18 protein-coding genes and 1 pseudogene are annotated in these 23,583 nt (G+C 71.6%); 12 read left to right on the forward strand and 7 right to left on the reverse strand.

What is annotated here, in order from left to right:
- Positions 1 to 179 precede the first annotated feature (179 nt).
- The 6 genes and pseudogenes from ACZ4TO_RS25945 to ACZ4TO_RS25970 all read left to right on the forward strand — a co-directional run bounded on the left by ACZ4TO_RS25945 (position 180) and on the right by ACZ4TO_RS25970 (position 5,834).
- Positions 180 to 1,223 (forward strand): phosphotransferase, encoded by a 1,044-nt coding sequence (locus tag ACZ4TO_RS25945; RefSeq protein WP_468025341.1) that lies wholly within the window; start codon positions 180 to 182, stop codon positions 1,221 to 1,223.
- Between the two features lie 39 nt (positions 1,224 to 1,262).
- The gene (locus tag ACZ4TO_RS25950) at positions 1,263 to 1,916 is read left to right on the forward strand and encodes a TetR/AcrR family transcriptional regulator (protein ID WP_468025342.1); all 654 of its coding nucleotides are present in this window, start codon (positions 1,263 to 1,265) and stop codon (positions 1,914 to 1,916) included.
- A gap of 66 nt (positions 1,917 to 1,982) precedes the next feature.
- Positions 1,983 to 4,114: pseudogene (locus tag ACZ4TO_RS25955) on the forward strand (HelD family protein).
- A 114-nt stretch (positions 4,115 to 4,228) separates the two neighbouring features.
- Positions 4,229 to 4,741, forward strand: a complete 513-nt coding sequence (locus ACZ4TO_RS25960) for a helix-turn-helix domain-containing protein (RefSeq protein ID WP_382792282.1) — start codon at positions 4,229 to 4,231, stop codon at positions 4,739 to 4,741.
- 56 nt (positions 4,742 to 4,797) lie between these two features.
- Complete coding sequence (locus ACZ4TO_RS25965; protein WP_382792285.1) at positions 4,798 to 5,385, forward strand: hypothetical protein; 588 nt, start codon at positions 4,798 to 4,800, stop codon at positions 5,383 to 5,385.
- Positions 5,386 to 5,501: 116 nt separating this feature from the next.
- A complete protein-coding gene (locus ACZ4TO_RS25970) occupies positions 5,502 to 5,834 on the forward strand; it encodes a DUF2516 family protein (RefSeq protein WP_468025343.1) in 333 nt (110 codons plus the stop codon).
- 108 nt (positions 5,835 to 5,942) lie between these two features.
- On the opposite strand, the gene ACZ4TO_RS25975 is transcribed toward ACZ4TO_RS25970, so the two are convergent.
- The 3 genes from ACZ4TO_RS25975 to ACZ4TO_RS25985 all read right to left on the reverse strand — a co-directional run bounded on the left by ACZ4TO_RS25975 (position 5,943) and on the right by ACZ4TO_RS25985 (position 9,790).
- Complete coding sequence (locus ACZ4TO_RS25975; protein ID WP_468025344.1) at positions 5,943 to 7,271, reverse strand: PP2C family protein-serine/threonine phosphatase; 1,329 nt, start codon at positions 7,269 to 7,271, stop codon at positions 5,943 to 5,945.
- A 337-nt stretch (positions 7,272 to 7,608) separates the two neighbouring features.
- Complete coding sequence (locus ACZ4TO_RS25980; RefSeq protein WP_468025345.1) at positions 7,609 to 8,751, reverse strand: C40 family peptidase; 1,143 nt, start codon at positions 8,749 to 8,751, stop codon at positions 7,609 to 7,611.
- Positions 8,752 to 9,004: 253 nt separating this feature from the next.
- Positions 9,005 to 9,790, reverse strand: coding sequence for a class I SAM-dependent methyltransferase (locus ACZ4TO_RS25985; RefSeq protein ID WP_385042328.1), 786 nt, complete (start codon positions 9,788 to 9,790; stop codon positions 9,005 to 9,007).
- 422 nt (positions 9,791 to 10,212) lie between these two features.
- Between ACZ4TO_RS25985 and mshA the strand changes: the two genes are divergently transcribed.
- From mshA to ACZ4TO_RS26000, 3 genes are all read left to right on the forward strand, one after another.
- Positions 10,213 to 11,550: a D-inositol-3-phosphate glycosyltransferase gene (gene mshA, locus ACZ4TO_RS25990; RefSeq protein ID WP_385042485.1), complete on the forward strand. Its 1,338-nt coding sequence runs from the start codon at positions 10,213 to 10,215 to the stop codon at positions 11,548 to 11,550.
- Positions 11,551 to 11,682: 132 nt separating this feature from the next.
- Positions 11,683 to 12,174, forward strand: coding sequence for a type III secretion system chaperone family protein (locus ACZ4TO_RS25995; RefSeq protein WP_467845219.1), 492 nt, complete (start codon positions 11,683 to 11,685; stop codon positions 12,172 to 12,174).
- Positions 12,175 to 12,373: 199 nt separating this feature from the next.
- A complete protein-coding gene (locus tag ACZ4TO_RS26000) occupies positions 12,374 to 14,101 on the forward strand; it encodes a glycosyl hydrolase family 28-related protein (protein WP_468025346.1) in 1,728 nt (575 codons plus the stop codon).
- An 83-nt stretch (positions 14,102 to 14,184) separates the two neighbouring features.
- On the opposite strand, the gene ACZ4TO_RS26005 is transcribed toward ACZ4TO_RS26000, so the two are convergent.
- On the reverse strand, positions 14,185 to 14,976 hold the full coding sequence (locus ACZ4TO_RS26005) for a helix-turn-helix transcriptional regulator (protein ID WP_468025347.1): 792 nt from the start codon (positions 14,974 to 14,976) through the stop codon (positions 14,185 to 14,187).
- A gap of 115 nt (positions 14,977 to 15,091) precedes the next feature.
- Here ACZ4TO_RS26005 and ACZ4TO_RS26010 point away from each other — a divergent pair, with 115 nt between their 5' ends.
- Complete coding sequence (locus ACZ4TO_RS26010; protein WP_468025551.1) at positions 15,092 to 15,598, forward strand: DUF2000 family protein; 507 nt, start codon at positions 15,092 to 15,094, stop codon at positions 15,596 to 15,598.
- A 262-nt stretch (positions 15,599 to 15,860) separates the two neighbouring features.
- On the opposite strand, the gene ACZ4TO_RS26015 is transcribed toward ACZ4TO_RS26010, so the two are convergent.
- Entirely contained in the window at positions 15,861 to 17,213 is a 1,353-nt protein-coding gene (locus tag ACZ4TO_RS26015) for an MDR family MFS transporter (RefSeq protein WP_468025348.1), read from the reverse strand.
- Between the two features lie 195 nt (positions 17,214 to 17,408).
- On the opposite strand from ACZ4TO_RS26015, the gene ACZ4TO_RS26020 reads away from it, so the two are divergent.
- A complete protein-coding gene (locus tag ACZ4TO_RS26020; protein ID WP_339130172.1) occupies positions 17,409 to 18,170 on the forward strand; it encodes a phosphoglyceromutase in 762 nt (253 codons plus the stop codon).
- A gap of 166 nt (positions 18,171 to 18,336) precedes the next feature.
- On the forward strand, positions 18,337 to 18,909 hold the full coding sequence (locus ACZ4TO_RS26025) for a suppressor of fused domain protein (protein ID WP_468025349.1): 573 nt from the start codon (positions 18,337 to 18,339) through the stop codon (positions 18,907 to 18,909).
- Between the two features lie 58 nt (positions 18,910 to 18,967).
- Here ACZ4TO_RS26025 and ACZ4TO_RS26030 read toward each other — a convergent pair whose 3' ends face one another.
- Positions 18,968 to 19,486: an HAD domain-containing protein gene (locus ACZ4TO_RS26030; protein WP_468025350.1), complete on the reverse strand. Its 519-nt coding sequence runs from the start codon at positions 19,484 to 19,486 to the stop codon at positions 18,968 to 18,970.
- 90 nt (positions 19,487 to 19,576) lie between these two features.
- Positions 19,577 to 23,422: an AAA family ATPase gene (locus ACZ4TO_RS26035; RefSeq protein WP_468025351.1), complete on the reverse strand. Its 3,846-nt coding sequence runs from the start codon at positions 23,420 to 23,422 to the stop codon at positions 19,577 to 19,579.
- Positions 23,423 to 23,583: the final 161 nt, after the last annotated feature.

A 23,583-nucleotide genomic window follows, 5' to 3' on the forward strand; every position in this document is an offset into this window, starting at 1 on the left:
CCGGCTCGTCCGTCCGCTCGGCGGATCAGCGGTATGTGCAGCGGGTCTTCTGGAACTATGCCCATTTACGAGGAGCTGAGGAGTACGTTTCTCTCCTCTTTTCTCATCGGTTTGCGGTCACGTGAGAGCGGTCAATGGCACCCGAATCGGCTTCTTTGGCTTGGCGACGAGCCGTTGAGGTGAGTGGCGACGAGGCAGCGGTCGAAGGACCACTCCACGGCTACCACCACGAGACGTATGTCGTTCCGCTGCCGGGCGAACAGGTCCGCTGGAAGTGCCGGGAGCCGAGACCCGGGCTGCTGTGGTTCGACCGGCGCTGTTTCGCGTCCGAGGAGGAAGTACTCGGTGCGCTGCAGGGGCGCATCGCGGGCATCCCCGACCTCATCGCGGTGGCCCCCACCCGCCTCCAGCGGTTCATCGAGGGTGAGACGCTGGGGGCGCGGTACGGATCCGGCGGCCGGATCCCCTCGTCCCTCTTCGGACAAATCGTTTCCCTTTTCGGGCAGTTGGCCCTCGTGAAGCCGGATTCCCTGGCCGCGGAACGGACATGCACGTCAGACGACCGGGCGGCCGAAGGTGATACCGCCGGGTTTTTGGAGCGGCTCGTCCTGTTCACGGAGAGGCGGGTGTACCAGCGGAATATGCACAGGTTCGACGGCCTGTTCCGCGACCTCAATCTGCGCCCCGCTTCCTTCAGGAATCTTCGGCGGCATGTGTCGGGACTGACCCCGCGCCCTTTCTGTCTGCTGCACGCCGATCTGCACCGCGAGAATTTCGTGGTCGACGGAGCCGGCCGGCTCTGGACGATCGACTGGGAACTGGCGATGTTCGGCGACCCGCTCTACGACCTGGCCACCCACCTCTACCTGATGCGGTATCCAGATGACCAGGAACGCCGGATGGCCGAGCGGTGGTGCGAGACCGTCGAGGGCGTCGCCCCCGGCAGCTCGGCAGGCTGGGAGACGGACCTGCCCAAGCTGCTCGCCTACAAGCGGGCGCAGTCCGTCTTCACCGACGTCATCCGGACGGCTCTGTCGCTGACTGAGGAGCCGGAGGTCGACGAGCGTCTCCTGGTCCGCGCGGGCGGCGGCCTGCAGCAGGTGCTGCACGCCGCGACGGAACCGCTGGGGATCGAGTCGCCGACCGTGGAGGACGTCACGACCTCGCTCGAGAAGTGGTACTTCAAGAGCTACACGCCGGTCGGCGGCAAGCGCCGGCCATGACTCGGTCACCGGCCCCCGCCCCTGCGTAGGCTCGTGACCATGAGTGACACCGGACTGCGTGAACGCAAGAGGCGACGGATGTACCAGTCCGTCTCCGACACCGCCATCGGCCTCTTCCTGGAGAAGGGGTTCGACGCCGTGTCCGTCGCCGAGGTCGCGGCCGCCGCCGAGATCTCCAAGCCGACGCTGTTCCGGTACTTCCCGTCCAAGGAGGACCTGGTCCTGCACCGGTTCGCGGACCACGAGACCGAGGCCGCGCGGGTCGTCGAGGAGGGCCGGGCGGCCGGGCGGTCCGCGATCGACGCGCTCCGCGAGCACTTCCTGGACGGTCTGCGCCGGGAGGACCCCGTCACCGGGCTCAACGAGCATCCCGGCACCCTCGCCTTCCACCGGCTGCTCTACGGGACGCCCTCGCTGGTGGCGCGGATGTACGGGTACCTGGAGCGGTCCGAGGCCGCGCTCGCCGACGCCCTCGCCGAGCCGCTGGGCGCCGGACTCGACGCGCGGCTCGCGGCCGGACAGATCACGGCCGTGCGCCGCATCCTCGCCGAGGACAACCTGCGGCGGATCGCGGAGGGGGAGCGGGTGGCGGCCGTACGGCCGGACGCGGTGGCGGCGGCCGAGCGGGCCTTCGCGCAGCTCGCGGCCGCGTTTCCCGGGCTGGCGGCCCGTCCGGCTCACGCGAGCCGGTGACCGCCCCATGGTCGTGCCTGAGTTAAAAATGTTACTCGGTTACGTTATTCCGGTACCCTGGATGGAATGACGCACCCCGACCCCGCCCGACGGCCTGCCCCGGACCTGCCGCCCGCCCGTTCGCTGACCCGCTCCCTCGCCCGCGAACGCGCCTTCCACGACACCTGTCGCGCCGCCCTCGCCGCGATGGTCGACGGCGCCGAGGAACAGGTCGTCGCGGGCGAGGACGTCTCCGCCTCCGGGGCCGACGCCGAAGTGCTCGGGTACGGGCTGCGCAGCCGGGCCAAGGAGATGCGGGAGCTGCCCCAAGGCCCCCTGTTCTTCGGCCGGCTGGACTTCCAGGACTCCGTGGCGGCCGCCGGCGATCACGCCGGGCAGAGCTACCACATCGGGCGGCTGCGGATCAGGGAGCACCCCGCCGCCCCGCCCCTCGTCGTCGACTGGCGGGCCCCCGTCTCGCGCGCCTTCTACCAGGCCGGCGCCCGCGACCCCCAGGGCGTCGCCGTCCGCCGCCGGTTCGGCTGGGCCCCCGGCAGCCGCGGCGACTCCGCCGACCTCACGGGTCTCGAGGACGAGCCCATCGGGATGGAGCGGCAGTCATCAGGCCCGGCCCGTCAGGAGCCGGCCGGCGCCGGGAGCGCGGAGGACGGGGCCGCCCGGGGAGGCTCGATCCTCACCGAGGAGATCGAGCGCCCCCGCGTCGGCCCCATGCGGGACATCGCCGCCACCATCCAGCCCGAACAGGACGATCTCGTACGGGCCGATCCGGCGGCCTCGGTCTGCGTGCAGGGCGCCCCGGGCACCGGCAAGACGGCCGTCGGCCTGCACCGGGCCGCCTATCTCCTCTACACGCATCCCCAGCGCGTCCGGCGCGGCGGACTGCTGATCCTCGGCCCCAACCGCACCTTCCTGTCGTACATCGCCGAGGTCCTGCCCGCGCTCGGCGAGACCGGCGTGCGCCAGTCGACCGTCGGCGAGGAGATCGCCCGCCGTCCGGTGACCGGGGAGGACGGCGAACGTGCCGCGGCCGTCAAGCACGACGCCCGGATGGCGCGGGTGCTGCACCGGGCGCTGTACGGGAACATCGGCGTGCCGGACGACGACCTCGCGGTGCCGGACGGCACCTACCGCTGGCGGGTCCCCGTCGCCGTACTGCGCCGCATCGTGGACGACGTACGAGCCGAGGAACCGCCGTACGACGTGGGGCGGGAGCGGGTGCGGACGCGGGTCGTGCGTCATGTGCGGCAGAAGGCCGAACTGCGGTCCGGTCCGCAGACGAACGCCTGGGCGCAGCGGATCTCGCGGGCCCGGCCGGTCGGCGCGTACGTCGACGCGGTCTGGCCGAAGGTGCGCCCCGAGGAACTGCTCGCCCGGCTGCTCACCGACGCCGAGGCGCTGGAGCGGGTGGCCGAGGGGATCCTCGACGCCGAGGAGCGGAAGGCGCTCCTGTGGGCGAAGCCGCCCCGGTCGTGGAAGTCGGCGCGCTGGTCGGCCGCCGATCTCGTCCTCCTCGACGAGATCGCCGGGCTGATCGAACACCCCGAGGGATACGGCCACTTGGTGATCGACGAGGCGCAGGACCTGTCGCCGATGGAGTGCCGGGCCATCGCGCGGCGGGCCTCCTTCGGGTCGCTGACCGTGCTCGGGGACCTCGCGCAGGGCACGACCCCCTGGGCGGCCCGGGAGTGGGGCGAGCTCCTGGCCCACCTGGGCAAGCCGGATGCCGCCGTCGTCCCGCTGACGGTCGGGTTCCGGTGCCCGGGGCGGTCGTCGAACTCGCCAACCAGGTGCTCGGCCGTCTGGACGTGGACGTCCCTGCGGCCCGGTCCCTGCGCAGGGATGGCGAGTTGAGGATCCGGCCGGCCGCCGACCTCTCGGCCGAGACGGTCGCGGCCGTACGGGAGGCGCTCGCGCACGAGGGGTCCATCGGGGTCATTGCCGCGGACGCGGATGTCGCGCAGGTGCGGGAAGCGCTGTGCGCCGCCGGGATGGACGTCGCCGGAGTCGACGAACTCGGCGCCCGGATCGCCGTGCTGCCCGCGAGTCTGGCCAAGGGTCTGGAGTACGACCACGTGGTGGCCGTGGAACCGGCGGCGATGGCGGAGGCCGAGGCACGGGGCCTGCACCGGCTCTACGTGGTGCTGACCCGCGCGGTGTCCCGCCTGGACGTGATCCACACCCGCCCGCTGCCCTGGTGACCCCGGCTGCGATGCCGCCGTCGTGATCGACCGACGGGCCGCACCTCTGTGGCGAGGCGCACTTTTGCAAGCGGGTGCTTGCAATAGTTAGCGAGGATGGGGCAAGGTGGAGTCATGGCATCGCTCAACGTCGGCAATCTCGGTGAGTACCTGCGGGAACAACGGCGCACCGCGCAGTTGTCGCTGCGGCAGCTCGCCGACGCCGCCGGGGTGTCCAATCCGTATCTGAGCCAGATCGAGCGCGGGCTGCGCAAGCCGAGCGCGGAGGTGCTCCAGCAGGTCGCCAAGGCCCTGCGGATCTCCGCCGAGACGCTGTACGTGCGCGCCGGCATCCTCGACGCCGAGAGGGACCGGGACGAGGTGGAGACACGTGCCGTCATCCTCGCCGATCCCACGCTGAACGAGCGGCAGAAGCAGGTGCTGCTCCAGATCTACGAGTCCTTCCGCAAGGAGAACGGATTCGAGATCGCGCCGGCGGACGAGACCGGTCACGGCGACGAGGTGCCCGGCACCGACGCACCCGAGGCTCAGGACATACCGGACGCCCAGCCTTCACAGGACAGCGCAGTCCGCGGCCCCCGCACGGCCGACGGCAGCGATGCCGGTCCGCAGCAGAGCGCGAGCTGACCGCATGCGGATCACCAAAACCCTCAGCTGATAGCGATTACGGGAGGACCATCGTCATGGCCATCACCGACGACATCCGCAAGGCCGCCACGGACCCGACCCCGCTCTACTTCCTCGCCGGCACCGCCGACCTGGCCGTTCAGCAGGCGAAGAAGGTCCCCGGCATCGTGGAGCAGATCCGCGCCGAGGCCCCGGGCCGGATCGACACCGTGAAGAACATCGACCCCAACGCCGTGCAGGAGAAGGCCACCGCCCGCGCCAAGGTGGCGCAGGAGAACCTGCAGGCCAAGGTGACGGAGATCCTCAGCACCCTCGACACCGACCTGAAGAAGCTCGGCGAGTCCGCCCAGGACCTCGCCCTGCGCGGTGTCGGCGTCGCCGCCGAGTACGCCGTCAAGGCGCGCGAGACGTACGAGAAGGTCGCCGAGCACGGCGAGCAGACCGTGCGGACCTGGCGCGGCGAGGCCGCCGAGGAGATCGAGGACTTCGCCATCGTCGTCGAGCCGAAGGCCGAGCCGGTCGAGGTCAAGGAAGAGGTGAAGCCGGCGGTCGCCGCCGAGGACTCCGCCTCGAAGAAGACCCCGGCGAAGAAGGCCTCCGTGCGCAAGCCGGTCGCCAAGAAGACCACTCCGCCCGCGAAGTAGCCGAGCGGAGCACCACGATTCCGCCGTGCGCGGACGGGCCGGGCACTCTCCGAGTTCCCGGCCCGTTCTCCGGGTACGGTGGCCGTAGAGACGACTCGAACCGGGCGGTGGACATTGTGCTGATGACGGCATTCGGCGGTCTGATGTGGCTGATCTTCACAGCCATGCTCGTGCTCGCCGTGATGGCGCTGGTGCTGGCCGCGATCGCCCGCGAGGACGCCTACCGCGCCGCGGACAAGCAGAACAAGGTGTTCTGGCTGATCATCCTCGGCATCACCGTGGCGGTGAACCTGCTGGTGCCGATGCTCTTCCTCCAGCTCGCGGGTCTGGTCGCCACGATCGTCTTCTTCGTCGACGTGCGCCCCGCGCTGCGCCAGGTCTCCGGCGGAGGCCGCCGAGGCGGCAGCAGCAGCGACGGCCCGTACGGCCCGTACAACGGCGGCAGGTAACCCTCCCGCCTCCGGAAGCCATTCTCCGGAACCTCAGGCCCCTACGCCCCTCCGTCCCGGACCCCGCCCCCACCGGACCGACACCGCGACAGCCGGCGTAGCGGCAGGCTAGGGCGCCCGGTCCAGCAGCAGCACCGCCACGTCGTCCGCCAACTCCCCACCGTTGAGTTCGCGCGCCTCGTTCACCGTCGCCCGCAGCAGGTCCTCCCCCTGGAGCCCCGTGGCAAGCTGCCGCCGGACCATGTCCACCATGCCGTCCAGGCCCAGGCGTTCCTTGCCCACACCGGTGTGACCCTCGATCAGGCCGTCGGTGTAGAGCATCAGGCTCCACGCGGCACCCAGCTCGACCTGCATCCGCGGCCAGCGGGCGTTCGGCAGCAGACCGAGCGCGGGTCCGTTGTTGTCGTACGGCAGCAGTTCGGCGGGCCGCCCCGGACGGGCGATCAGCGGGGACGGGTGACCGGCCAGGCAGAGCCCGGCCCGGCGCCCGTCCGGCGCGATGTCCACCGTGCACAGCGTCGCGAAGATCTCGTCGTTCTCGCGCTCGTGCTCCAGGACCTGCTGCAACGTGGACAGCAGCTCGTCACCGCACAGCCCCGCGAACGTCAGCGCGCGCCAGGCGATACGCAGCTCCACGCCGAGTGCCGCCTCGTCGGGCCCGTGCCCGCAGACGTCGCCGATCATCGCGTGCACCGTGCCGTCGGACGTGCGCACGGTGTCGTAGAAGTCGCCGCCGAGCAGCGCGCGGGAGCGTCCCGGGCGGTAGCGCGCGGCGAACCGCAGAGGGGAGCCCTCCAGCAGCGGCGTCGGCAGCAGCCCGCGCTCCAGGCGGGCGTTCTCCTGAGCGCGGAGCTTGGACTCGGTGAGCCGGCGTTCGGCCTTGTCGGAACGTTTCCGCTCCACCGCGTACCGGATCGCGCGGCTCAGCAGCCGGCTGTCCAGCTCGTCACGGAAGAGATAGTCCTGGGCGCCGACACGCACCGCCTCCGTGCCGCGCTCGGCGTCACCGGACGCGGTGAGCGCGAGGACGGCGTGGCCGGGCGCGAGCTGCAGGACGTGCTTGAGCGTCGCCAGCTCGTCGGCGCTCTCCGCCGCCCGGCCCGGCGCGGGCAGCGCGAGGTCGAGCAGGATGCAGTGGACGTCGTCGGTGAGGAGCCGCTCGGCCTCGGTGAGGTTGCGGGCGGTGCGGACCCGGACCGGCTTGCCGGTCGCGTCGAGCATCTCGGGCACGCCGAGCGAACCTGCCGGGTCGTCCTCGATGACCAGGAGGGTCAGCTGGCCGGTGCCGGGGTTCGGGGTCGTGGTGCGGGCTTCCGGTGTCGTGCCGGCGGGGCCGCCGGTGATGTCGCCGGACGGGCCGCCGGGTGAGAACACGGCTTGAGCCTGACCACTTTCCACGGCCGGGATCGCTCTCTGCCGCGGTACGGGTACGGGCATCGTCTGGGTTCCTTCCCTCCCCCCGAGGGCGTGGTGGGCGAAGGACCTCGACCCACCGACGGGGACCATAGCGCCCGCCGGTGCCGCAGCGGAATGGCCGACGGCGGCCCGCCGGGCAAAGGGCCACCGTCATATGCCGCATCCCGTAACGCATTTGGACAGGACGCGGTCCCACCGGGGATGACGAAGGTCACGTCCCCGGGTTCGGGTGGCCGGGGCAACCGTGCGGTGGGTCACGTGCGGTGGGTCACGCGGAGCCGTGCCCCCACGAACCCGGGACGGACCACCGCCAGGTCGTCACGTCGCCAAGCCGTCCTGCCATGACGCCATCACGCCATCACGAGTGACCCCGTACCTCTTTCGTGGCGTCGGCGCCCGACGAAGGAGCGTCCCCGTCCGGCCGTACGACGCCCAGGATCCGCATCGAACCCGCGCCGGTGATCGTCACCGTGCGCCCGGGGCGCGGGGCGTGCACGATCGCGCCGTCCCCTATGTACATCCCGACATGGCTGGCGTCGTCGAAGTAGATGATCAGGTCGCCGGGGCGCATGTCCTTGATGTCGACGTGCTTGAGCTGGCGCCACTGCTCCTGCGAGGTGCGGGGGATGGGATGCCCGGCGGCCGCCCAGGCCTGCGAGGTGAGCCCCGAGCAGTCGAACGTCTTCGGACCCTCGGCGCCCCACTCATACGGCTTGCCGATCTGGTCGGTCGCGTACTTCACGGCCTTCTTGCCCTGTTCGGACGCGTCGCTCTTGATGTCGGCGAGGACGCCGGAGCTCAGCCAGGCCGACTGCGCCTGGTGGGCGGCCTCCTCCTCCAGCTTCGCGAGCCGCTCCTTCTCCTTCTTCTCCAGCCGGGACTCCAGCTTCTCGGCGTCGGAGATCCGCTGCTTGATCTTCTTCTGGGCCTCGGCCCTGTCCTCGCGGTCGGCCTCCAGCTTCCGCCACTGCGCGGAGGCGTCCTTCGCGTACTGCCGCAAGTCCTGCTGGGTGCGCGCCATCTCGTCCAGCAGTCCCTTGGTGGCGTGCTCGCCCTGCCGCACCCGGCCGGCGCCGTCCAGGAACTCCTGCGGGTCGTCGCTCAGCCACAGCCGGGCCTCGGGCGGCAGCCCGCCGCCGCGGTACTGAGCGCGGGCCGCGGCACCCGCGCGATCCTTCAACGCGTCCAGTTTCGCCTGCTGCTTGACGATCTGCCGGGCCAGCCCGACGATCTCGGCGGACTGCTTCTGGGTCTTCTCCTCGGCGGCGTTGTACGCGTCCGTGGCGACCGCCGCTTCGTGGTAGAGCTTGTCGAGCTTCTTGCGGACCGCTTCAAGGTCCTTGTTGCTCACGGGTGTCGGGGTGGCCGCGGAGGTCCTGGTCGGCGCCGGTTTCGGTGCCGGGCTCGCGTAGGCCGTCCCTGACGGCGCCAGCACCACGCAGGCGCACGCGCAGGCCAGGGCCACGGCCGCCGTGGTCAGACTCCACTTGCCGGATCCCATCTCCGCCCCCCACCTGATTTACCGTCAGTAACTTACGGACGCCTGAGGGATCGTGCCATGTCGGCGCGCAATGCGACAGAGCCGGGCAAGAACTCCCTTCCCTCGCGCGCGAGGCAGGCAGGAACTCCCTTCCCCGGAGCCCGCGTCGGCATGACGATCTCACCCTCCCGCCTGTGTGACGTGCGACTCACCGAGATCGTTCCCCTCAGGCCACCCACTGGTCGCCTCCCGGTCGCCGGACCCCCACGCTCCGTCAGGCGCGGGGCGCCAACGCCTCCCAGCGCACCGTCACTTCTCCCTGGCGCCAGCGGGCGGGTCCGTCCACGACCGGCCAGTCGGCCGTCAGATCGCGGACCGTGCGTATCCAGCGCTGTCTCGCGCCGTACGCGGCGTACGGCGCGGCGGCCGCCCACGCGCGGTCGAAGTCGCGCAGGAACGCGTGCACGGGCTCGCCCGGCACGTTGCGGTGGATGAGGGCCTTGGGCAGCCGCTCGGCCAGGTCGGACGGGCGGTCCAGGGAGCCGAGCCGGGTGGCGAAGGTGACCGTGCGCGGGCCGTCCGGGCCGAGGGCGACCCAGACGTGCCGGCGGCCGATCTCGTCGCAGGTGCCCTCGACGAGCAGCCCGCCCCGGGAGCCGGGGCCGGCGGGCGCGAGCCGTGCGCAGAGCCGCCGCCAGACCTCGGCGACCTGCTCCTCGTCGTACTGGCGCAGCACGTTGGCCGCCCGGATCAGATGCGGCCGGCCCGGCACCGGCACCTCGAAGCCGCCGTGCCGGAAGGCGAGGCCCTCGCGTTCGTACGGGCGGGCGGCGGCGACCCGCGCCGGTTCGATCTCGACGCCGAAGACGTGGGTGCGGGGGGCGGCGGTGCGCAGCCGGGCCAGCAGTTCGACCGCGGTCCACGGCGCGGCGCCGTAGCCGAGGTCCACGGCCACCGGCTCCGCTGCCCGGCGGAGTTCGGCGCCGTGCGTGGCCGCGATCCAGCGGTCCATGCGGCGCAGGCGGTTGGGGTTCGTCGTCCCGCGCGTCACCGTGCCCACGACGGGGGTGCTCCCGCTCGAGCGGAGCCGAGAGTGGGGGAGGGGCGCTGGGCGGGCTGTCATGCGTACGAGACTAGGCGCCCGGCAGCGGCCCGGGTGACCCTGTGGACAACCGGCGGCCACCCCCCACCCCGCTGTGGAAAACCCTGCCGGACCCGGCCCGAGGTGGGCCTTGGACGGCCGGTGCGACGGCCCGGCGACGGGCCAGTGCGGCGGCCGGGCGACTGCCGGTGCGGCAGCGAGTGCGGAGACCAGGGGCGGACGGACCGGGGAAGCAGACGCACCCCGCGATCGAACGGTTGAGCGACCAGGGGTAATGATTCGGCAAAGGGGAAATGGAGCGGACCCGTCCGGCGTTCCACCTCCTGGAGGGCGTGAACACGTCCTCCGACCGGCATGCCCGCAGCAAGGAGGATCGCCACGTGAGCCAGTACGTGAGCAGGCTCGGGCGTCGCTCCCCGGCGACTTCCTCGCGGCTCAGGCTGCACCGCAGGCCCCGGCGCGTGGCGATGCTCTCCGTGCACACCTCGCCCCTGCACCAGCCCGGCACGGGCGACGCGGGCGGCATGAACGTGTACATCGTCGAGCTCGCCCAGCGGCTGGCCGCGATCAACATCGAGGTCGAGATCTTCACGCGGGCGACCACCGGAGCGCTCCCGCCGGCCGTCGAGCTGGCTCCCGGTGTCCTCGTCCGGCACGTCGACGCGGGCCCCTACGAAGGCCTCGCCAAGGAAGACCTCCCCGCGCAGCTCTGCGCCTTCACCCACGGCGTCATGCAGGCCTGGGCCGGTCACCGCCCCGGCTACTACGACCTCGTGCACTCGCACTACTGGCTCTCCGGCCACGTCGGCTGGCTGGCCGCCGAACGCTGGGGCGCCCCCCTGGTCCACGCGATGCACACCATGGCCAAGGTCAAGAACGCGGCGCTGGCCGAGGGCGACACCCCCGAGCCCGCCGCGCGTGTCATCGGCGAGACCCAGATCGTGCGCGCCGCCGACCGCCTCATCGCGAACACCGCCGAGGAGGCGGACGAACTCGTACGCCACTACGGCGCGGACGCCGGCCACGTCGCCGTCGTCCACCCCGGGGTCAACCTCGACCGCTTCCGTCCCGCCGACGGCCGTGCCGCCGCCCGCGCGCGGCTCGGCCTCCCGCAGGACGCCCTGATCCCCCTCTTCGCGGGCCGCATACAGCCCCTCAAGGCCCCCGACGTGCTGCTGCGCGCGGTCGCCGTGCTGCTCGACGAGCGGCCCGAGCTGCGCCGCCGGATCGTCGTCCCCGTGGTGGGCGGCCCGAGCGGCAGCGGGCTCGCCAAGCCCGAAGGGCTCCAGAAGCTGGCCGCGCGCCTGGGCATCGCCGACGTCGTACGGTTCCGCCCGCCCGTCGGGCAGGACCAGCTAGCGGACTGGTTCCGGGCCGCGAGCGTGCTGGTCATGCCCTCGTACAGCGAGTCCTTCGGGCTGGTCGCCATCGAGGCGCAGGCGGCCGGTACGCCGGTGCTCGCGGCCGAGGTCGGAGGCCTGCCGGTGGCCGTGCGCCACCGGGAGACCGGTTTCCTCGTGCAGGGTCACCATCCCGCCGACTACGCGCGCGTGCTGCGCGAATTCGCCGACGACGAGACCCTCGTGGCCAAGATGGGCGCCGCCGCGGCACGTCACGCGGAGCGCTTCGGCTGGGACACCGCGGCGGCGGCGACGGCGGACGTGTACACGGCGGCGACCCAGGACCACCGGCGCCGCCTGCGCGCCCACCACGCCTGACGCGCCTGCCGGTCCCGACGTGCGGACTCACCGTCCCGTGGCGTCCACCGATCCCGAAGCGCGGACCCCTCGTCTCGTCACGCCTCCGTGCCCGACGCGTCTCCCCGTGACCTGGTCACGTACGCTCGCCGCATGGCTGACGCAGCGTCGATCATCGAGCAGGTCCTCACCGAGGCCGAGCTGGAGTGGGAGAGTCCCGGCGCGGGCTCGTACGTCGTGAAACTGCCCGGCACCCGCAAGCTGTCGACGACGGTCTCGCTGATCGTCGGCAAGCACTCGCTGTCGCTGAACGCGTTCGTGATCCGCCACCCCGACGAGAACCACGAAGCGGTCCACCGCTGGCTGCTGGAGCGCAATCTCAAGCTCTACGGGGTCGCCTACGCGGTCGATCCCCTCGGAGACGTGTACCTGGTCGGCAAGCTGCCGCTGACCGCCGTGACCCCGGAGGAGGTCGACCGTCTCCTCGGGTCCGTCCTCGAAGCCGCCGACGGCTCCTTCAACACCCTCCTGGAACTCGGTTTCGCCTCCGCGATCCGCAAGGAGTACGCCTGGCGGGTGTCGCGCGGCGAGTCGACGCGCAACCTCGAAGCGTTCACGCATCTGACTCGGAAGCCTGCTCCCTGACGCTCGACGTTCGGTAGCTCCGCCCGGATTCACCCTCCGCCAACAAGCCTGTGCAGGACCCTTTCCCCACCCGGGGTCCCCGTGGCATGCTCACCGCCGACGCAGATCTGAACGTCGTTCACATCCATGAAATGCACGCGGAAACGGGAAGCGCATGGAAGGGCGGACGGGCATGAACAGCAGGCACGGGAACACGGGGATGACCAGGCGGACCCTGCTCGGCGGCGCCACGGCCGTGGCGGCCACCGCCGTCACCGGCACGACGGCCGCCGCGGCGGCACCGGGGACCGCCGGGCCGGCCCTGCCGCCCGCCCGGGGCACGGGCACCGCCCCGTCAGGCGGCGCGCCGGGCACCTCCGCCCGGTCCGGGGAAGTGCCGGCGCTCTGGCGGGAGTTCGTCCGCACCCCGTTCACCCATCCGCAGATCCCGTACGTCGGCAGGTCGGGCGCGTACCGAGGGGCCGCCCGGCTGCCCCGCCGGCCCGTCGTGACCGACATCCGCGACCACGGCGCCGTCGCCGCCGACGGCACGACGGACTGCGCCCCCGCGATCAACCGTGCCATCGCCGCCGCCGGAAGGGCCGGCGGTGGCACGGTCACCATCCCTCCCGGGACGTTCCGCATCGACGACCTGATCCGCATCGGCCACTCGAACGTGGTCCTCCGGGGCGCCGGCAGCGGCCGTACGACGCTGTACGCGACCAGGAACCTCACCGAACTGATCGGTGCCTACGGATCACGGTACGGCGGCGACAAGTCGTCCTGGTCCTGGGCCGGTGGCCTCATCTGGCTGGCGCCCACCGCCCGTTGGGACTCCCTCGTCGCCGCCGTCAAGGCGAAGGCGTGGCCCTTCGAGGGCTGGACCGGCAACACGCGCGACGCCTGGCGCACCCTCACGACCGTCGAGCCCGCGCGGCAGGGGTCGTGGACGGTGACCGTCGCGGACGCCTCCGCACTGCGCCCCGGGTCGCTCGTCCTGCTGCGCCTCGCCGACGACGCCGGTCACACGCTCCTGGAGCACATGTCCGGCGGCGGACCGGGACCGGAGGCGTACTTCTGGGACGACAAGACCAAGCTGACCTCGTACGTCCCCTACGAGTGGCCCGTCCGCGTCGCCCATGTGCGCGGCCGCAGGGTGACACTCGAACGCCCCCTCCCGCTCGACGTACGCCCGGAGTGGGACCCCCGGCTGACCACGCACGTCGAGGAGCTGACCGGCTCGGGGGTGGAGGGGCTCACCCTGGAGGCCGTGGAGACTCCGCAGTCCCCGCACCTCCTCGACAAGGGCTACAACGGAGTCGTCCTTCAGTGCGCCTACGACTGCTGGGTGGATGACGTCACGGTCCGCCACGTCGACAACGGATTCGGGCTCGTCGCCGCCTCCGCCTGCACCCTGCGCCGTACGACCGTCGCCGGACGCGGCTCGCACCACCCGTACTTCTGCCGCGAGGGCTCGCACGACAACCTGATCGAGCATTTCACCGTCGAGGAGCGCACCGTTCCCGCGCCCGCCGGAACCCAACTGCACGGCATCAACGTCGAGGGCCTGTCCTCGTACAACGTCTGGTCGCGCGGCGACATGCGCATGGGCACGTTCGACTCCCACCGCGGACTGCCCTTCGCGAACGTCCGCACCGACATCACCGTCGACAACGACGGCCGGCACGGCGGCGACGCCTCGGCGGGACCGCTCTTCGGGGCGCGCTTCACCCACTGGAACATCCGGGTCACCAACGGCCGGGCCGGTCTCATGAAGATCGACGGCCTCGCCCCCTACAGCGCCACCGTCGGCGTCAACGAGGTCACCGAGTTCGACCAGATCGACGTACCCGACTTCGCCGGCGACCTGCATGCCCGGCTGGAGCTGTACGGGACGACCGACGTCGTACGGCCGCGCAATCTCTACGAGGCCCAGCGGGACCACTAGGGCGTGGGGCTCCGGGGTCGGCGCGGCGGCCCCCGGCTCACGATCGCGCATACCGTCGCCGTCGCACGCGCGGACCCGTCCCGTCACGACCGCGCGTACCGCCCCGGAGTCACCCCCACCAACCGCCGGAAATGACGGGTGAGATGGGACTGGTCGTAGAAGCCGGTCAGCGCGGCCACCTCGCCCGGGGGGCGTCCGTCGAGGAGCAGGCGGCGGGCGCGGTCCACGCGGCGGGACATCAGGTACTGGTGCGGGGCGATGCCGAACGCGCCGCTGAACGCCCGGACCAGGTGCGCCGGGTGGGCGTTCACGAGCCGCGCGGCCTCGTCCAAGGCGATGCCCTCCACCACCCGCTCGTCGAGGAGTTCGCGCAGCCGGCGGGCGAGCGGACGGTCGGCGGGCGGGAGTCCCGGCGCCGACCGGGGGAGGAGCAGCCCGCGCAGCCGGTCCGAGATCAGCGTCAGCCTGCTGTCGGCCTCCAGCTCGTCGCCGGGGCGTGCGAGCGCCGTGTGCACCTGGGCGACCCGGGCCCGCAGTACGGGATCCGCGAGATCGGGGCCGTCCACCGCGGGGCCGATGAGGTCGTCGGCGAGGCGTGAGCCGTCGAGGTAGAGGACCCGCTTGCGGAATCCGCGCGCGGTGGCGGGCGCGCCGTTGTGCGGGATGTGCGGCGGCAGCAGGGTCACCGTGTCGCGCGGGGTGCCGTGCTCGTGCCGGTCGAGGTCGTAGCGGACGGCTCCGTCGTCGACGATCAGCAGGGTCCAGGCCTCGTGCACGTGCATCGGGTACGCGTACTCGGTGTAGTGCGCGTGAAAGACCTCGACGATGCCCGGGACGCCGGGGCGCCAGGCGGACGTCTCACGCTGGGGGGCCATGCAAAGAACGTACAAGACGAGGGGGTACGAGGCTCGGCAGTCTTCTCGCATGAGCAGCGAGACCGACACGAACCCGTCCGGCGGGGCCGACATGAACCCGTCCGCCGGGGCCGACATGAACCCGTCCGGCGGAACCGGGACGAACGCATCCGGTGGGACCGACGTGACCCCGTCCGGCGCCGGCGGCGCGAGCTTTCCGGACGCGGCGCCCGTGCGCTTCGACACCAAGATCACCGTCGTCCTGCGGGACGACCTCGAGCCCTGGCAGCGGCTCAACGTGACCGCCTTCCTCGTCAGCGGCCTGGGGACGGTCGTCCCCGAGGTGATCGGGGAGCCGTACGAGGACGCCGACGCGGTCTCCTACCTGCCGATGTTCCGGCAGCCGGTGCTGGTCCTCGAAGCCTCGAAGGAGACGCTGACCGCTGCCCACGGCCGGGCGCTGTCCCGGGCACTGCCGCGGGCGGTCTTCACCTCGGACCTCTTCGCCACGGGCAACGACCGGGACAACCGCGCGGCCGTACGAGCGGTGCCGACCGGCGGGCTCGACCTGGTGGGACTCGCGGTGTACGGGCCGCGGAACGCGGTGGACAAGGTGGTGAAGGGGGCGCGGATGCACCCGTGAGGTGCGGACGCATCCGCGCGGAGGACTTCTGGGCCGGAGTGCTTCGACGCGGGCCGGCTCTCGGACCGGGGCTCCGGCAGGGGTTCGGACCGTCTCTCTGACCGGGGCTCCGGCCGGGGTTCGGACCGACTCTCGGACCAGTTCTGGGACTGGGGTTCGGACCGGCTCTCGGACCAGCGCTCGGAACGGGGTCCGGGCCGGCTCTCGGATCAGCTCTGGGACCGGGGTTCGGACCGGCTCGGACGAGGGTTCGGGCCGGGGCTCAGGCGGAGGTGACCCCGGCCGCGGCTCCGGTTCCGGCGCCCTGGGCCGGCTCCCGCACGGAGCCGGGCAGCGACTCCCGTACCGATTCCAGCACTGCCTCCCGTACCGGGTCCTGGGCGGAGTCGGGGACCGAACCGGCCTCCCGGACGGACTCCTCCGCCGGGAGCCGCCGCATGAGCAGCCCGTATCCGAGACCGGCCGCCGTGCCGACCACCGCGCACAGGCCCCACAACCAAGGCGCGCCGAAGCGGTCGATGACGACACCGGACATGACCGGGGCGATGAGCGAGGCCAGCGCCCAGGAGAGGGTGTACATGCCCTGGTAGCGGCCACGCCCGTGGACGGGGGAGAGGCGGACGACGAGACCGGTCTGCGTCGGGGCGTTGACGATCTCGGCGAGCGTCCACACGCAGACGGTGAGGGTGAAGACCCCGACCGACCCGGCGAAGGCGGTGAGCCCGAACCCGTATCCGGCGAGCAGCGACGAGACGACGAGCAGCGACTTGGGGTCCCGGTGCTCGATGAAACGGCCCACGGGGATCTGGAGCGCGACGATCATGAAGCCGTTGACGGCGATCGCCGTGCCGTAGTCGGCCGGGGTGAATCCGGCCCGGCCCATGGCGACCGGCAGTCCGACGGAGCCCTGCTGGAAGACCAGGGCGACGAGGAACGACAGCCCGACCACGCTCATGAACCGGCCGTCGCGCAGCACGGTCCCGAGTCCGACCGGGGCCTCCGCCTCCTTGGCGGCCTGCACCGGCTTGGACTCCGGGAGCTTCGCGAAGACGACGATCGCGCAGACGAGGGTCATGGCCGCCTCGATGACGAAGCCCGCGAGGTAGCTGTACTCGGCGATGAAGCCGGCGCCCATGGAGGAGACGGCGAAGCCGAGGTTGATGGCCCAGTAGTTGAGCGAGAAGGCGCGGACGCGGTCCTCGGGCCGGACGATGTCGGCCATCATCGCCTGCACGGCGGGCCGGGAGGCGTTGCTGGCCATCCCGACGAGGAAGGCGACGGCGGCGATGGCCATGGGGTCGTGCATGAAGCCGAGCAGGGCGACCGAGGCGGCCGTCGACACCTGCGCGACCAGCAGCGTGGGGCGCCGTCCGAAACGGTCGGTCATGACACCCGCGACCAGCGAGGAGATGACACCGCCGAGGCCGTGCAGGGAGGCGACCAGGCCCGCGTACGAGGCGGAGTAGCCGCGGTCGAGGGTCAGATACAGGGCCATGAAGGTGGCGACGAAGGCCCCGAGCCGGTTGACGAGTGTGCTCGTCCACAGCCACCAGAACTCGCGGGGGAGCCCTGAGACGGTCTCTCGGACGGCACGTCTCATGACGGCGGCAGGCATGGATCCCCCACGGATGTAAGCGGCTCGGGCGGTGAGCACAACTTACGAGCCGCCGGCCTCCGAGAGCCACTCAATTAACAGATGCCGTCAACTGACGGTCTCCGGAGTGGGCGAGGGACGGCCGTCCGGGGGCTCCGGTGTCCGACTGATGGCCGAGGGCGCGAGCGGTCGCGGGGTTCGATTACGCTCGGAGCCATGGCCGACGCACCGTACAAGCTGATCCTCCTCCGCCACGGCGAGAGCGAATGGAACGCGAAGAATCTGTTCACCGGTTGGGTGGACGTCAACCTCAACGAGAAGGGCGAGAAGGAGGCAGTCCGCGGCGGTGAGCTGCTCAAGGACGCCGGCCTGCTGCCCGACGTGGTCCACACCTCGCTCCAGAAGCGCGCGATCCGCACCGCGCAGCTCGCGCTGGAGGCCGCGGACCGTCACTGGATCCCGGTCCACCGGAGCTGGCGCCTGAACGAGCGTCACTACGGCGCCCTCCAGGGCAAGGACAAGGCCCAGACGCTCGCCGAGTTCGGCGAGGAGCAGTTCATGCTGTGGCGCCGCTCGTACGACACCCCGCCGCCGGCGCTCGACCGCGACGCCGAGTACTCCCAGTTCGACGACGCGCGCTACGCGGCCCTGCCGCCCGAGCTGCGCCCCCAGACGGAATGCCTCAAGGACGTCGTCGTCCGCATGCTCCCGTACTGGTTCGACGGCATCGTCCCGGACCTGCTGACCGGCCGTACGGTCCTGGTCGCGGCCCACGGCAACTCGCTGCGCGCCCTGGTCAAGCACCTCGACGGCATCTCCGACGCCGACATCGCGGGCCTGAACATCCCCACCGGCATCCCCCTCTCCTACGAGCTGGACGCCGACTTCAAGCCCCTGAACCCGGGCGGCACCTACCTCGACCCGGACGCGGCAGCGGCGGCGATCGAGGCGGTCAAGAACCAGGGCAAGAAGAAGTAAGACGAACTGATCAAGCCCCCTGCCTGCGGGTTCTCCGCTGGTAGGGGGCTTGTTGCTGTGCTGGGGCCGTCTGGGGGCTGACTCGCTCACGGCCTGGCTCGGTCGCTACTGTCCAGAGGCCATCGTGTGAACGGCCGGGCACAAGGACGTCGGACAAGGGAGCCTCGTGACGGAGCTCATAGACCATCTTGAGAGCCGCCTCGGGCGCATGCTCGGGGCCTGGTCCCCGCCCCCAGGAGCTGCGCCAGGCACTCCTCAGGTCGCACACTTTCGTGACGGCAAGATCCCGGGCGCGCAGGCGTTCGCCACGATCGGCCTCTCTCGTATCCCGTTGTGGCAGCCGACCACGGACCGCCACTTCCACCTGGAACTCCTGACCTGCGAGTACGCCAACCGCTCGGAAGGCTATGGGCACTTCCCGGACGTACTGGACTACGTCGCGGGGCGGCTGGTGGCGAGCGGCGAGGCGATATTGCGCGGTGACGTCGTCCCGCTTCCCGTACCGCTGCCCGGCGGAACCATGACAGCCCTCTACGCAGCCTTGCCTGTTTACTTCGACGAGGACTTCTTCTCGGTCACTGTGGAGAACGGCAGCGATGTCGCTGTCGTCTGGCTGATCCCCATCACCACATCGGAGACCGCCTACATCCGCAACGAGGGCTGGGGAGCCTTCGAAAACGCGCTGAGCCGCCAGGACCCCGACCTTCTCGATTCCAATCGTCCCGAACTCGACCTATAGCACCGCCCAAGGTCTGACCAACGCGCCGGCCCTCAAGCGCCCCAGCCCCTCACGCACGTCAGCGCCCGTAAAGCCCCCAATGTGGCGTGGTGTGGAGCCAGTCGGTGAGGGTGGTGAAGTCGGTGTCGGTCAGGCCCTTGGATGCGGGGACGTGGTGCAGCAAGTAGGGGGGATCGTGCTGTGCTGCCACCCATAGGTGGTCCACGGGGCCGATCTCGTCGTCGATCCAGATGAAGGGGCGGCCCTCGGCCCGTTCGACGATCGGGCGGGTCTTCCAGTGCAGGCCCCGGGGACCCGGCTCGGGGGTCTCGGGCCACTCCAGCACGGGGAGCCGGGGCAGTCCGATCGCCGGGCCCACCGATTCGTTCGCCTCCTCCATCCACGTCGTGGCCCACACCAGATCGCATCCCAGCGCCATCAGACGGGGGCCCACGGTCGGGTCGAGCCGGCTCAGCAGTGGGTTCTCCCCGTCCGGGAGTGCTTCGTAGCCGGCGTCGGAGGTTGTGGGGCGGAGCGGAGATGTGCCGAACGGGATCAAAGGGCCGTCGACGTCCAGGAAGAGGAGGGGGCGTTCCATCGGTGCCTGGCTCCTTTCCGTACCGCCGGGGTGGCGGGTGCCATCCCCGGCGGTGCAGTCAATCGGCCCAGCGGGCAGCCCCGCAACCGGTCAGTCCGTCAGGCGTAGGGCCGTTCGTGCCTCCTGGCCCTGCCAGCCGGACTCGGTGCGCCATACGACGTGTACTCCGAAGGCCTCCCGGATCGCTTCGGGAGCCCAGTCGTCCGTGGGCGGTTCGGACAGGACCAGGTACCGGGTGTCCGCGGTGCGGGTCTCCACCCGGTCGAGTTCCATGAGGCGGGCGGCTCCCGCGCGCAACTGCGGGTAGCCGGAACGGTCGGCGCCGAGCACCTCGTAGCGGACGAAGCCTTCCGGGCCCTCCAGGGTCGCGTCCGAGACCCTGGAGTCCGAGGGGCGAAGCCCCGCTCGCAGGAGCGCAGCCTTCAGTTCGTAGCGCACGGCCTCGTGCGTGTTGCAGTCCCGGTCGGTCTGAGCCTCGACGTCCAGTCGCCGTGTGAGTGCCTCGCTCCACGCCGTCCCTCCCTCGGACGGGGCGGGCTCGATCTCCAGGAGGGCGGCAGTGTTCATGGGGGCGGTGTCCTTCGGTTCGAATGTGCTGCGCGGGTCGGTGGGTGGTGGCGGAGTGAGCGGCCCGATCGGCCCGATCGGCGTGACTGGCCGGATCGGCGTGACCGGCGTGATCGTCACGGGGGGTGTTTTGGCGGTGGTGGTGGCGGTGTCCGTGTCCGCGTCCGCGTTCGTTTCCGTTTCCGCGTTCGTCTCAGTCGGCATTTCGGTCGGCATTTCCGTTTGCGTTCCCGTCTCGGTCTGGGGGAGGGGCTCGGTGGGCGTTCCCGTTTCCGGGCCGGTGTGGAGCCGATGGCGGAGTTCGTCCCGGGCCCGGTCGAGGACGTCGGTCCACTGGCGGAACGCCGGGTCCTCCGTCAGGGCGGCCCGCAGGCCGGGAGCGTCCGACGCGATCGCCTGCCGGGTGTGCTGGGCGAGGTCCGCCAGCTCGCTCAGCCGGTCGCGGTCGGCGGACCCCAGCAGACGCCAGACGCTCAGCCAGTCGACCCGGTCGCGTCTCAGACACCGGGCGGCCATGCCCTTCAGCTCGGAGAGCAGCGCCGTCGCCTCCGGCGGGGGCGGACCGTCCCCGTGGGCGATGTCCCGCAGGACGCCGAGCGCGGCCTCGTAACGGGGCGCCATGCGGGAGGAGATGGGGCGGCGGCCGAAGTCGCCGGCCGAGACCAGGCTCAACTGGCCCTCGTTCCGGGTCACCCAGCCCTCCAGCCGGGAACCGGTGGCCGGGGTGGGCTCGCCGTGGCGCGGGACGAGGAGGACGGTTCGCTCGGTGGCGGGCGCGAGGACCTTCACCTTGAGATGGGAGCCGGGGCCGGGACCGAGCACCCGTACCTCGACGGGCGTGCCCACCGGCAGATCGTCGCCGGCGGAGCCGTTCGCGCCGGACGCGTCGGCGTCGGAACCACCGGGTGGGGTCCCGTTCGGCGACTGCGTCCCCGTGGGCGCCAAGTAGGCGTACCCGGAGCTGACGTCACCGGCCCCGTCGTCGTCCGGCCTACCCAGTTCCGGCGGCAGCGGTGTCGTGTGGAGGACCGTCAGCGTCTGGGTGCTGCGGGACAGGGCGACGTACAACTGGCGCAGCCCGACCGGACCTTGGTCGGCCATGGCCGTGGGCTCCAGCACCAGGACGTGGTCGAACTCCATGCCCTTGGCCTGGGCGGCGGGGAGCACGGACACGGTCCGCAGGGTCTCCTCGGTCATGCCGTCCACGAGGTCGACGCGCCGCCGGACCTCCTCCATCCAGCCGGAGTCGTCGGGGACGACGACGGCGATCGACCTGGGGGTGCGGCCGTCGTTCGTGCCCGCGAGGAGCGCCGTACGGGTCGCCGCCTCGTCCAGCAGTTCCCACGGGGTGGTGGGGACGAGTCGTACGGCGCCGTCGCCTGCCCTTCGTACGGCCGTGGGGTAGGGAAGGGACGGGGCGATGGCCCGGGCCAGGGGTGCCACGAACTCCATGATCTCCGCGGGGACGCGGTAGCTGGTGTTCAGCTCGGCCACGCGCCAGTCGCCCTGGCCGGACAGAATCCCGCCCAGCCGTTTCCAACTGGTGTAGGAGTGCGGTCCGGTGGCCTGGGCCAGATCGCCGAGCACGGTCATCGAGCCGGTCGGACACCGCCTGCGCAGCGACCTCGCCTGCATCGGGGTGAGGTCCTGCGCCTCGTCGACCACGATGTGCCGGTACCGCCGGGGACTCTCGCCCGCGATGAGGAAGCGCAGCTCTTCGAGGCAGACCAAGTCGTCGGTCGTCCAGGGTTCTTCGGCCGCGCTGTCGGCCTTCGGCCGCTGCAAGGAGGCCTGTTCGCCCTGATCGAGGATCCCCTCGGCGCACTCGCGCAGTCTGGTGGGGGAGTTGAGCAGACCGCGCAGGGCCTCCTCGGCGCTCAGCGCGGGCCAGATCCGGTCCACGAGGGTGATGACCTGCCGGTTGCGCTCCAGCTCACGGCGTACCGTCGCGTCCCTGCTGCGGTGCGGGGCGATGCCCACGAGCTCACCCAGCAGCCGGTCCACCAGCAGGGTGCGGAACCGGTCCCGGCGCGCACGGTGGCCCTCGGCTCCCTCGCGGGCGTCCATCAGGAGACCGAGCACGTCCGAGCGCGCCAGACGCAGCGAGGTGCCACCCACGACGACGACGAAGGCCGGTTCGTCCTGGGCGTGGGAGGGGGCGGAGACGACGGTGTCGAGGGCCTCGGGACGGCACTCGCTCTCCACGCGCCTGCGCAGCACGGCCGCCATGCGTTCGTCGGACTTCACCAGCCGGGCGGCGGGGGAGTCCGTGCCCCGGACCTCGCCTTCCCAGAGGCGGGCGAGCTGTACGGCGGTGACGTTCCGGGTGCCGAGGGTCGGCAGTACGCGCCCCACGTACTCCAGGAAGTTCCGGTGCGGGCCCACGACGAGGATGTCCTGCGCGCGGAAGTGGTCGTTGTTGACAAGCCAGGTCACCCGGTGCAGACCCACCGCGGACTTACCGGTGCCGGGGCCGCCCTGGATGACGAGGATGTCCGAGGGGGAACCGGTGACCAGGGCCATCTGGTCGCGCCTGATCGTCTCGACGATGTCGCGCATCCGGCCGCTGCGGGAGCGGCGCAGCTCCCGCAGCAGGAACTCGTCGACCGGCTGCGGCTTCTGACGGCGTCGGCCGGGGGGCTGCCGCTGTGCCGGGATCGTCCGCGGCCGTGCGTGGCGGCCGCCGGCGGGCGGGGCGGTCGTGCCGTCCGCGTCCTCCGGGGATTCCTCGCCGTCCAGGGCGTCGGTGGTGTCAGGGGCGTCGGTGGTGTCAGTGGTGTCCAGGAAGGCGGAACCTTCGAGGGCTTCGGAGGGTCCGGGGGTTCCCGCAAGGTCCAGGGCCTCGAACGGCCCGGACTCGTCCGTGAAGGCCGCCGGCAGGACGCCCTCCCGCCCGGCACCCGACGCGCCGGGGTACGGCCCCGCGGCCGGGCCGATCTCGTCCATGAAGTCCTCGACCAGGCGCCCGGCGCAGCGCAACTGGCGTCTCAGGAGGACGTCACCCGGTGTCTCCGGCCGGGCGTTGTACCAGCTCACGGCGATCGGGTTCGTCCAGGAGACGACCACCTGATCGCGGGTCTCGGTGTCGAAGACATGGCGTCGTCCGATGTAGAACGTCTCCGGCTCGGCGTCGCCCGCCTCCTGGACGTCGACACGGCTGATGACCAGGGCCTCGCCGCCGAGTCCGCCGTACTCCTCCGCGGTGGTCGCCGCCTTCTCGCGGACCGCGATGCCGTCCTTGGCGCTCGCGGAGGCCGAGGCCGCCGACGGCGACGTCATCTCAGCGAGCCTGGCCTCGTAGCAGTCGTAGGCGCGGTCGACGGCCTTCTGTTCGATGGCGATGACCGCGTTCCGTGGTGTCGTGCTCACGTGTGTCCCCTCCTGGCGACGCCCTTCGCGCCGCCGCGGGCCAGGGCCCGCCTCCCCTGTCTCAGAGGTAGCAGAGTTCGCCGGTCAGACCACGGTCAATCGGACAACAGCACCACAATCGAGCAGATATCGGTCGGGGCCGAACGTATCCGGTCCTTGCG

This window comes from Streptomyces sp. NPDC028298, assembly GCF_055565895.1.

Excerpts from the sequence above, each read along its gene's own strand:
- ACZ4TO_RS26015 (WP_468025348.1), bottom strand. The coding sequence starts at position 17,213 with ATGCCTGCCGCCGTCATGAGACGTGCCGTCCGAGAGACCGTCTCAGGG.
- ACZ4TO_RS25995 (WP_467845219.1), top strand. The coding sequence starts at position 11,683 with ATGGCTGACGCAGCGTCGATCATCGAGCAGGTCCTCACCGAGGCCGAG.
- ACZ4TO_RS26000 (WP_468025346.1), top strand. The coding sequence starts at position 12,374 with ATGACCAGGCGGACCCTGCTCGGCGGCGCCACGGCCGTGGCGGCCACC.
- ACZ4TO_RS25980 (WP_468025345.1), bottom strand. The coding sequence starts at position 8,751 with ATGGGATCCGGCAAGTGGAGTCTGACCACGGCGGCCGTGGCCCTGGCC.
- ACZ4TO_RS25960 (WP_382792282.1), top strand. The coding sequence starts at position 4,229 with ATGGCATCGCTCAACGTCGGCAATCTCGGTGAGTACCTGCGGGAACAA.
- ACZ4TO_RS25965 (WP_382792285.1), top strand. The coding sequence starts at position 4,798 with ATGGCCATCACCGACGACATCCGCAAGGCCGCCACGGACCCGACCCCG.
- ACZ4TO_RS26010 (WP_468025551.1), top strand. The coding sequence starts at position 15,092 with ATGAACCCGTCCGGCGGAACCGGGACGAACGCATCCGGTGGGACCGAC.
- ACZ4TO_RS26030 (WP_468025350.1), bottom strand. The coding sequence starts at position 19,486 with ATGGAACGCCCCCTCCTCTTCCTGGACGTCGACGGCCCTTTGATCCCG.
- ACZ4TO_RS26005 (WP_468025347.1), bottom strand. The coding sequence starts at position 14,976 with ATGGCCCCCCAGCGTGAGACGTCCGCCTGGCGCCCCGGCGTCCCGGGC.
- ACZ4TO_RS25975 (WP_468025344.1), bottom strand. The coding sequence starts at position 7,271 with ATGCCCGTACCCGTACCGCGGCAGAGAGCGATCCCGGCCGTGGAAAGT.
- ACZ4TO_RS25950 (WP_468025342.1), top strand. The coding sequence starts at position 1,263 with ATGAGTGACACCGGACTGCGTGAACGCAAGAGGCGACGGATGTACCAG.
- ACZ4TO_RS26020 (WP_339130172.1), top strand. The coding sequence starts at position 17,409 with ATGGCCGACGCACCGTACAAGCTGATCCTCCTCCGCCACGGCGAGAGC.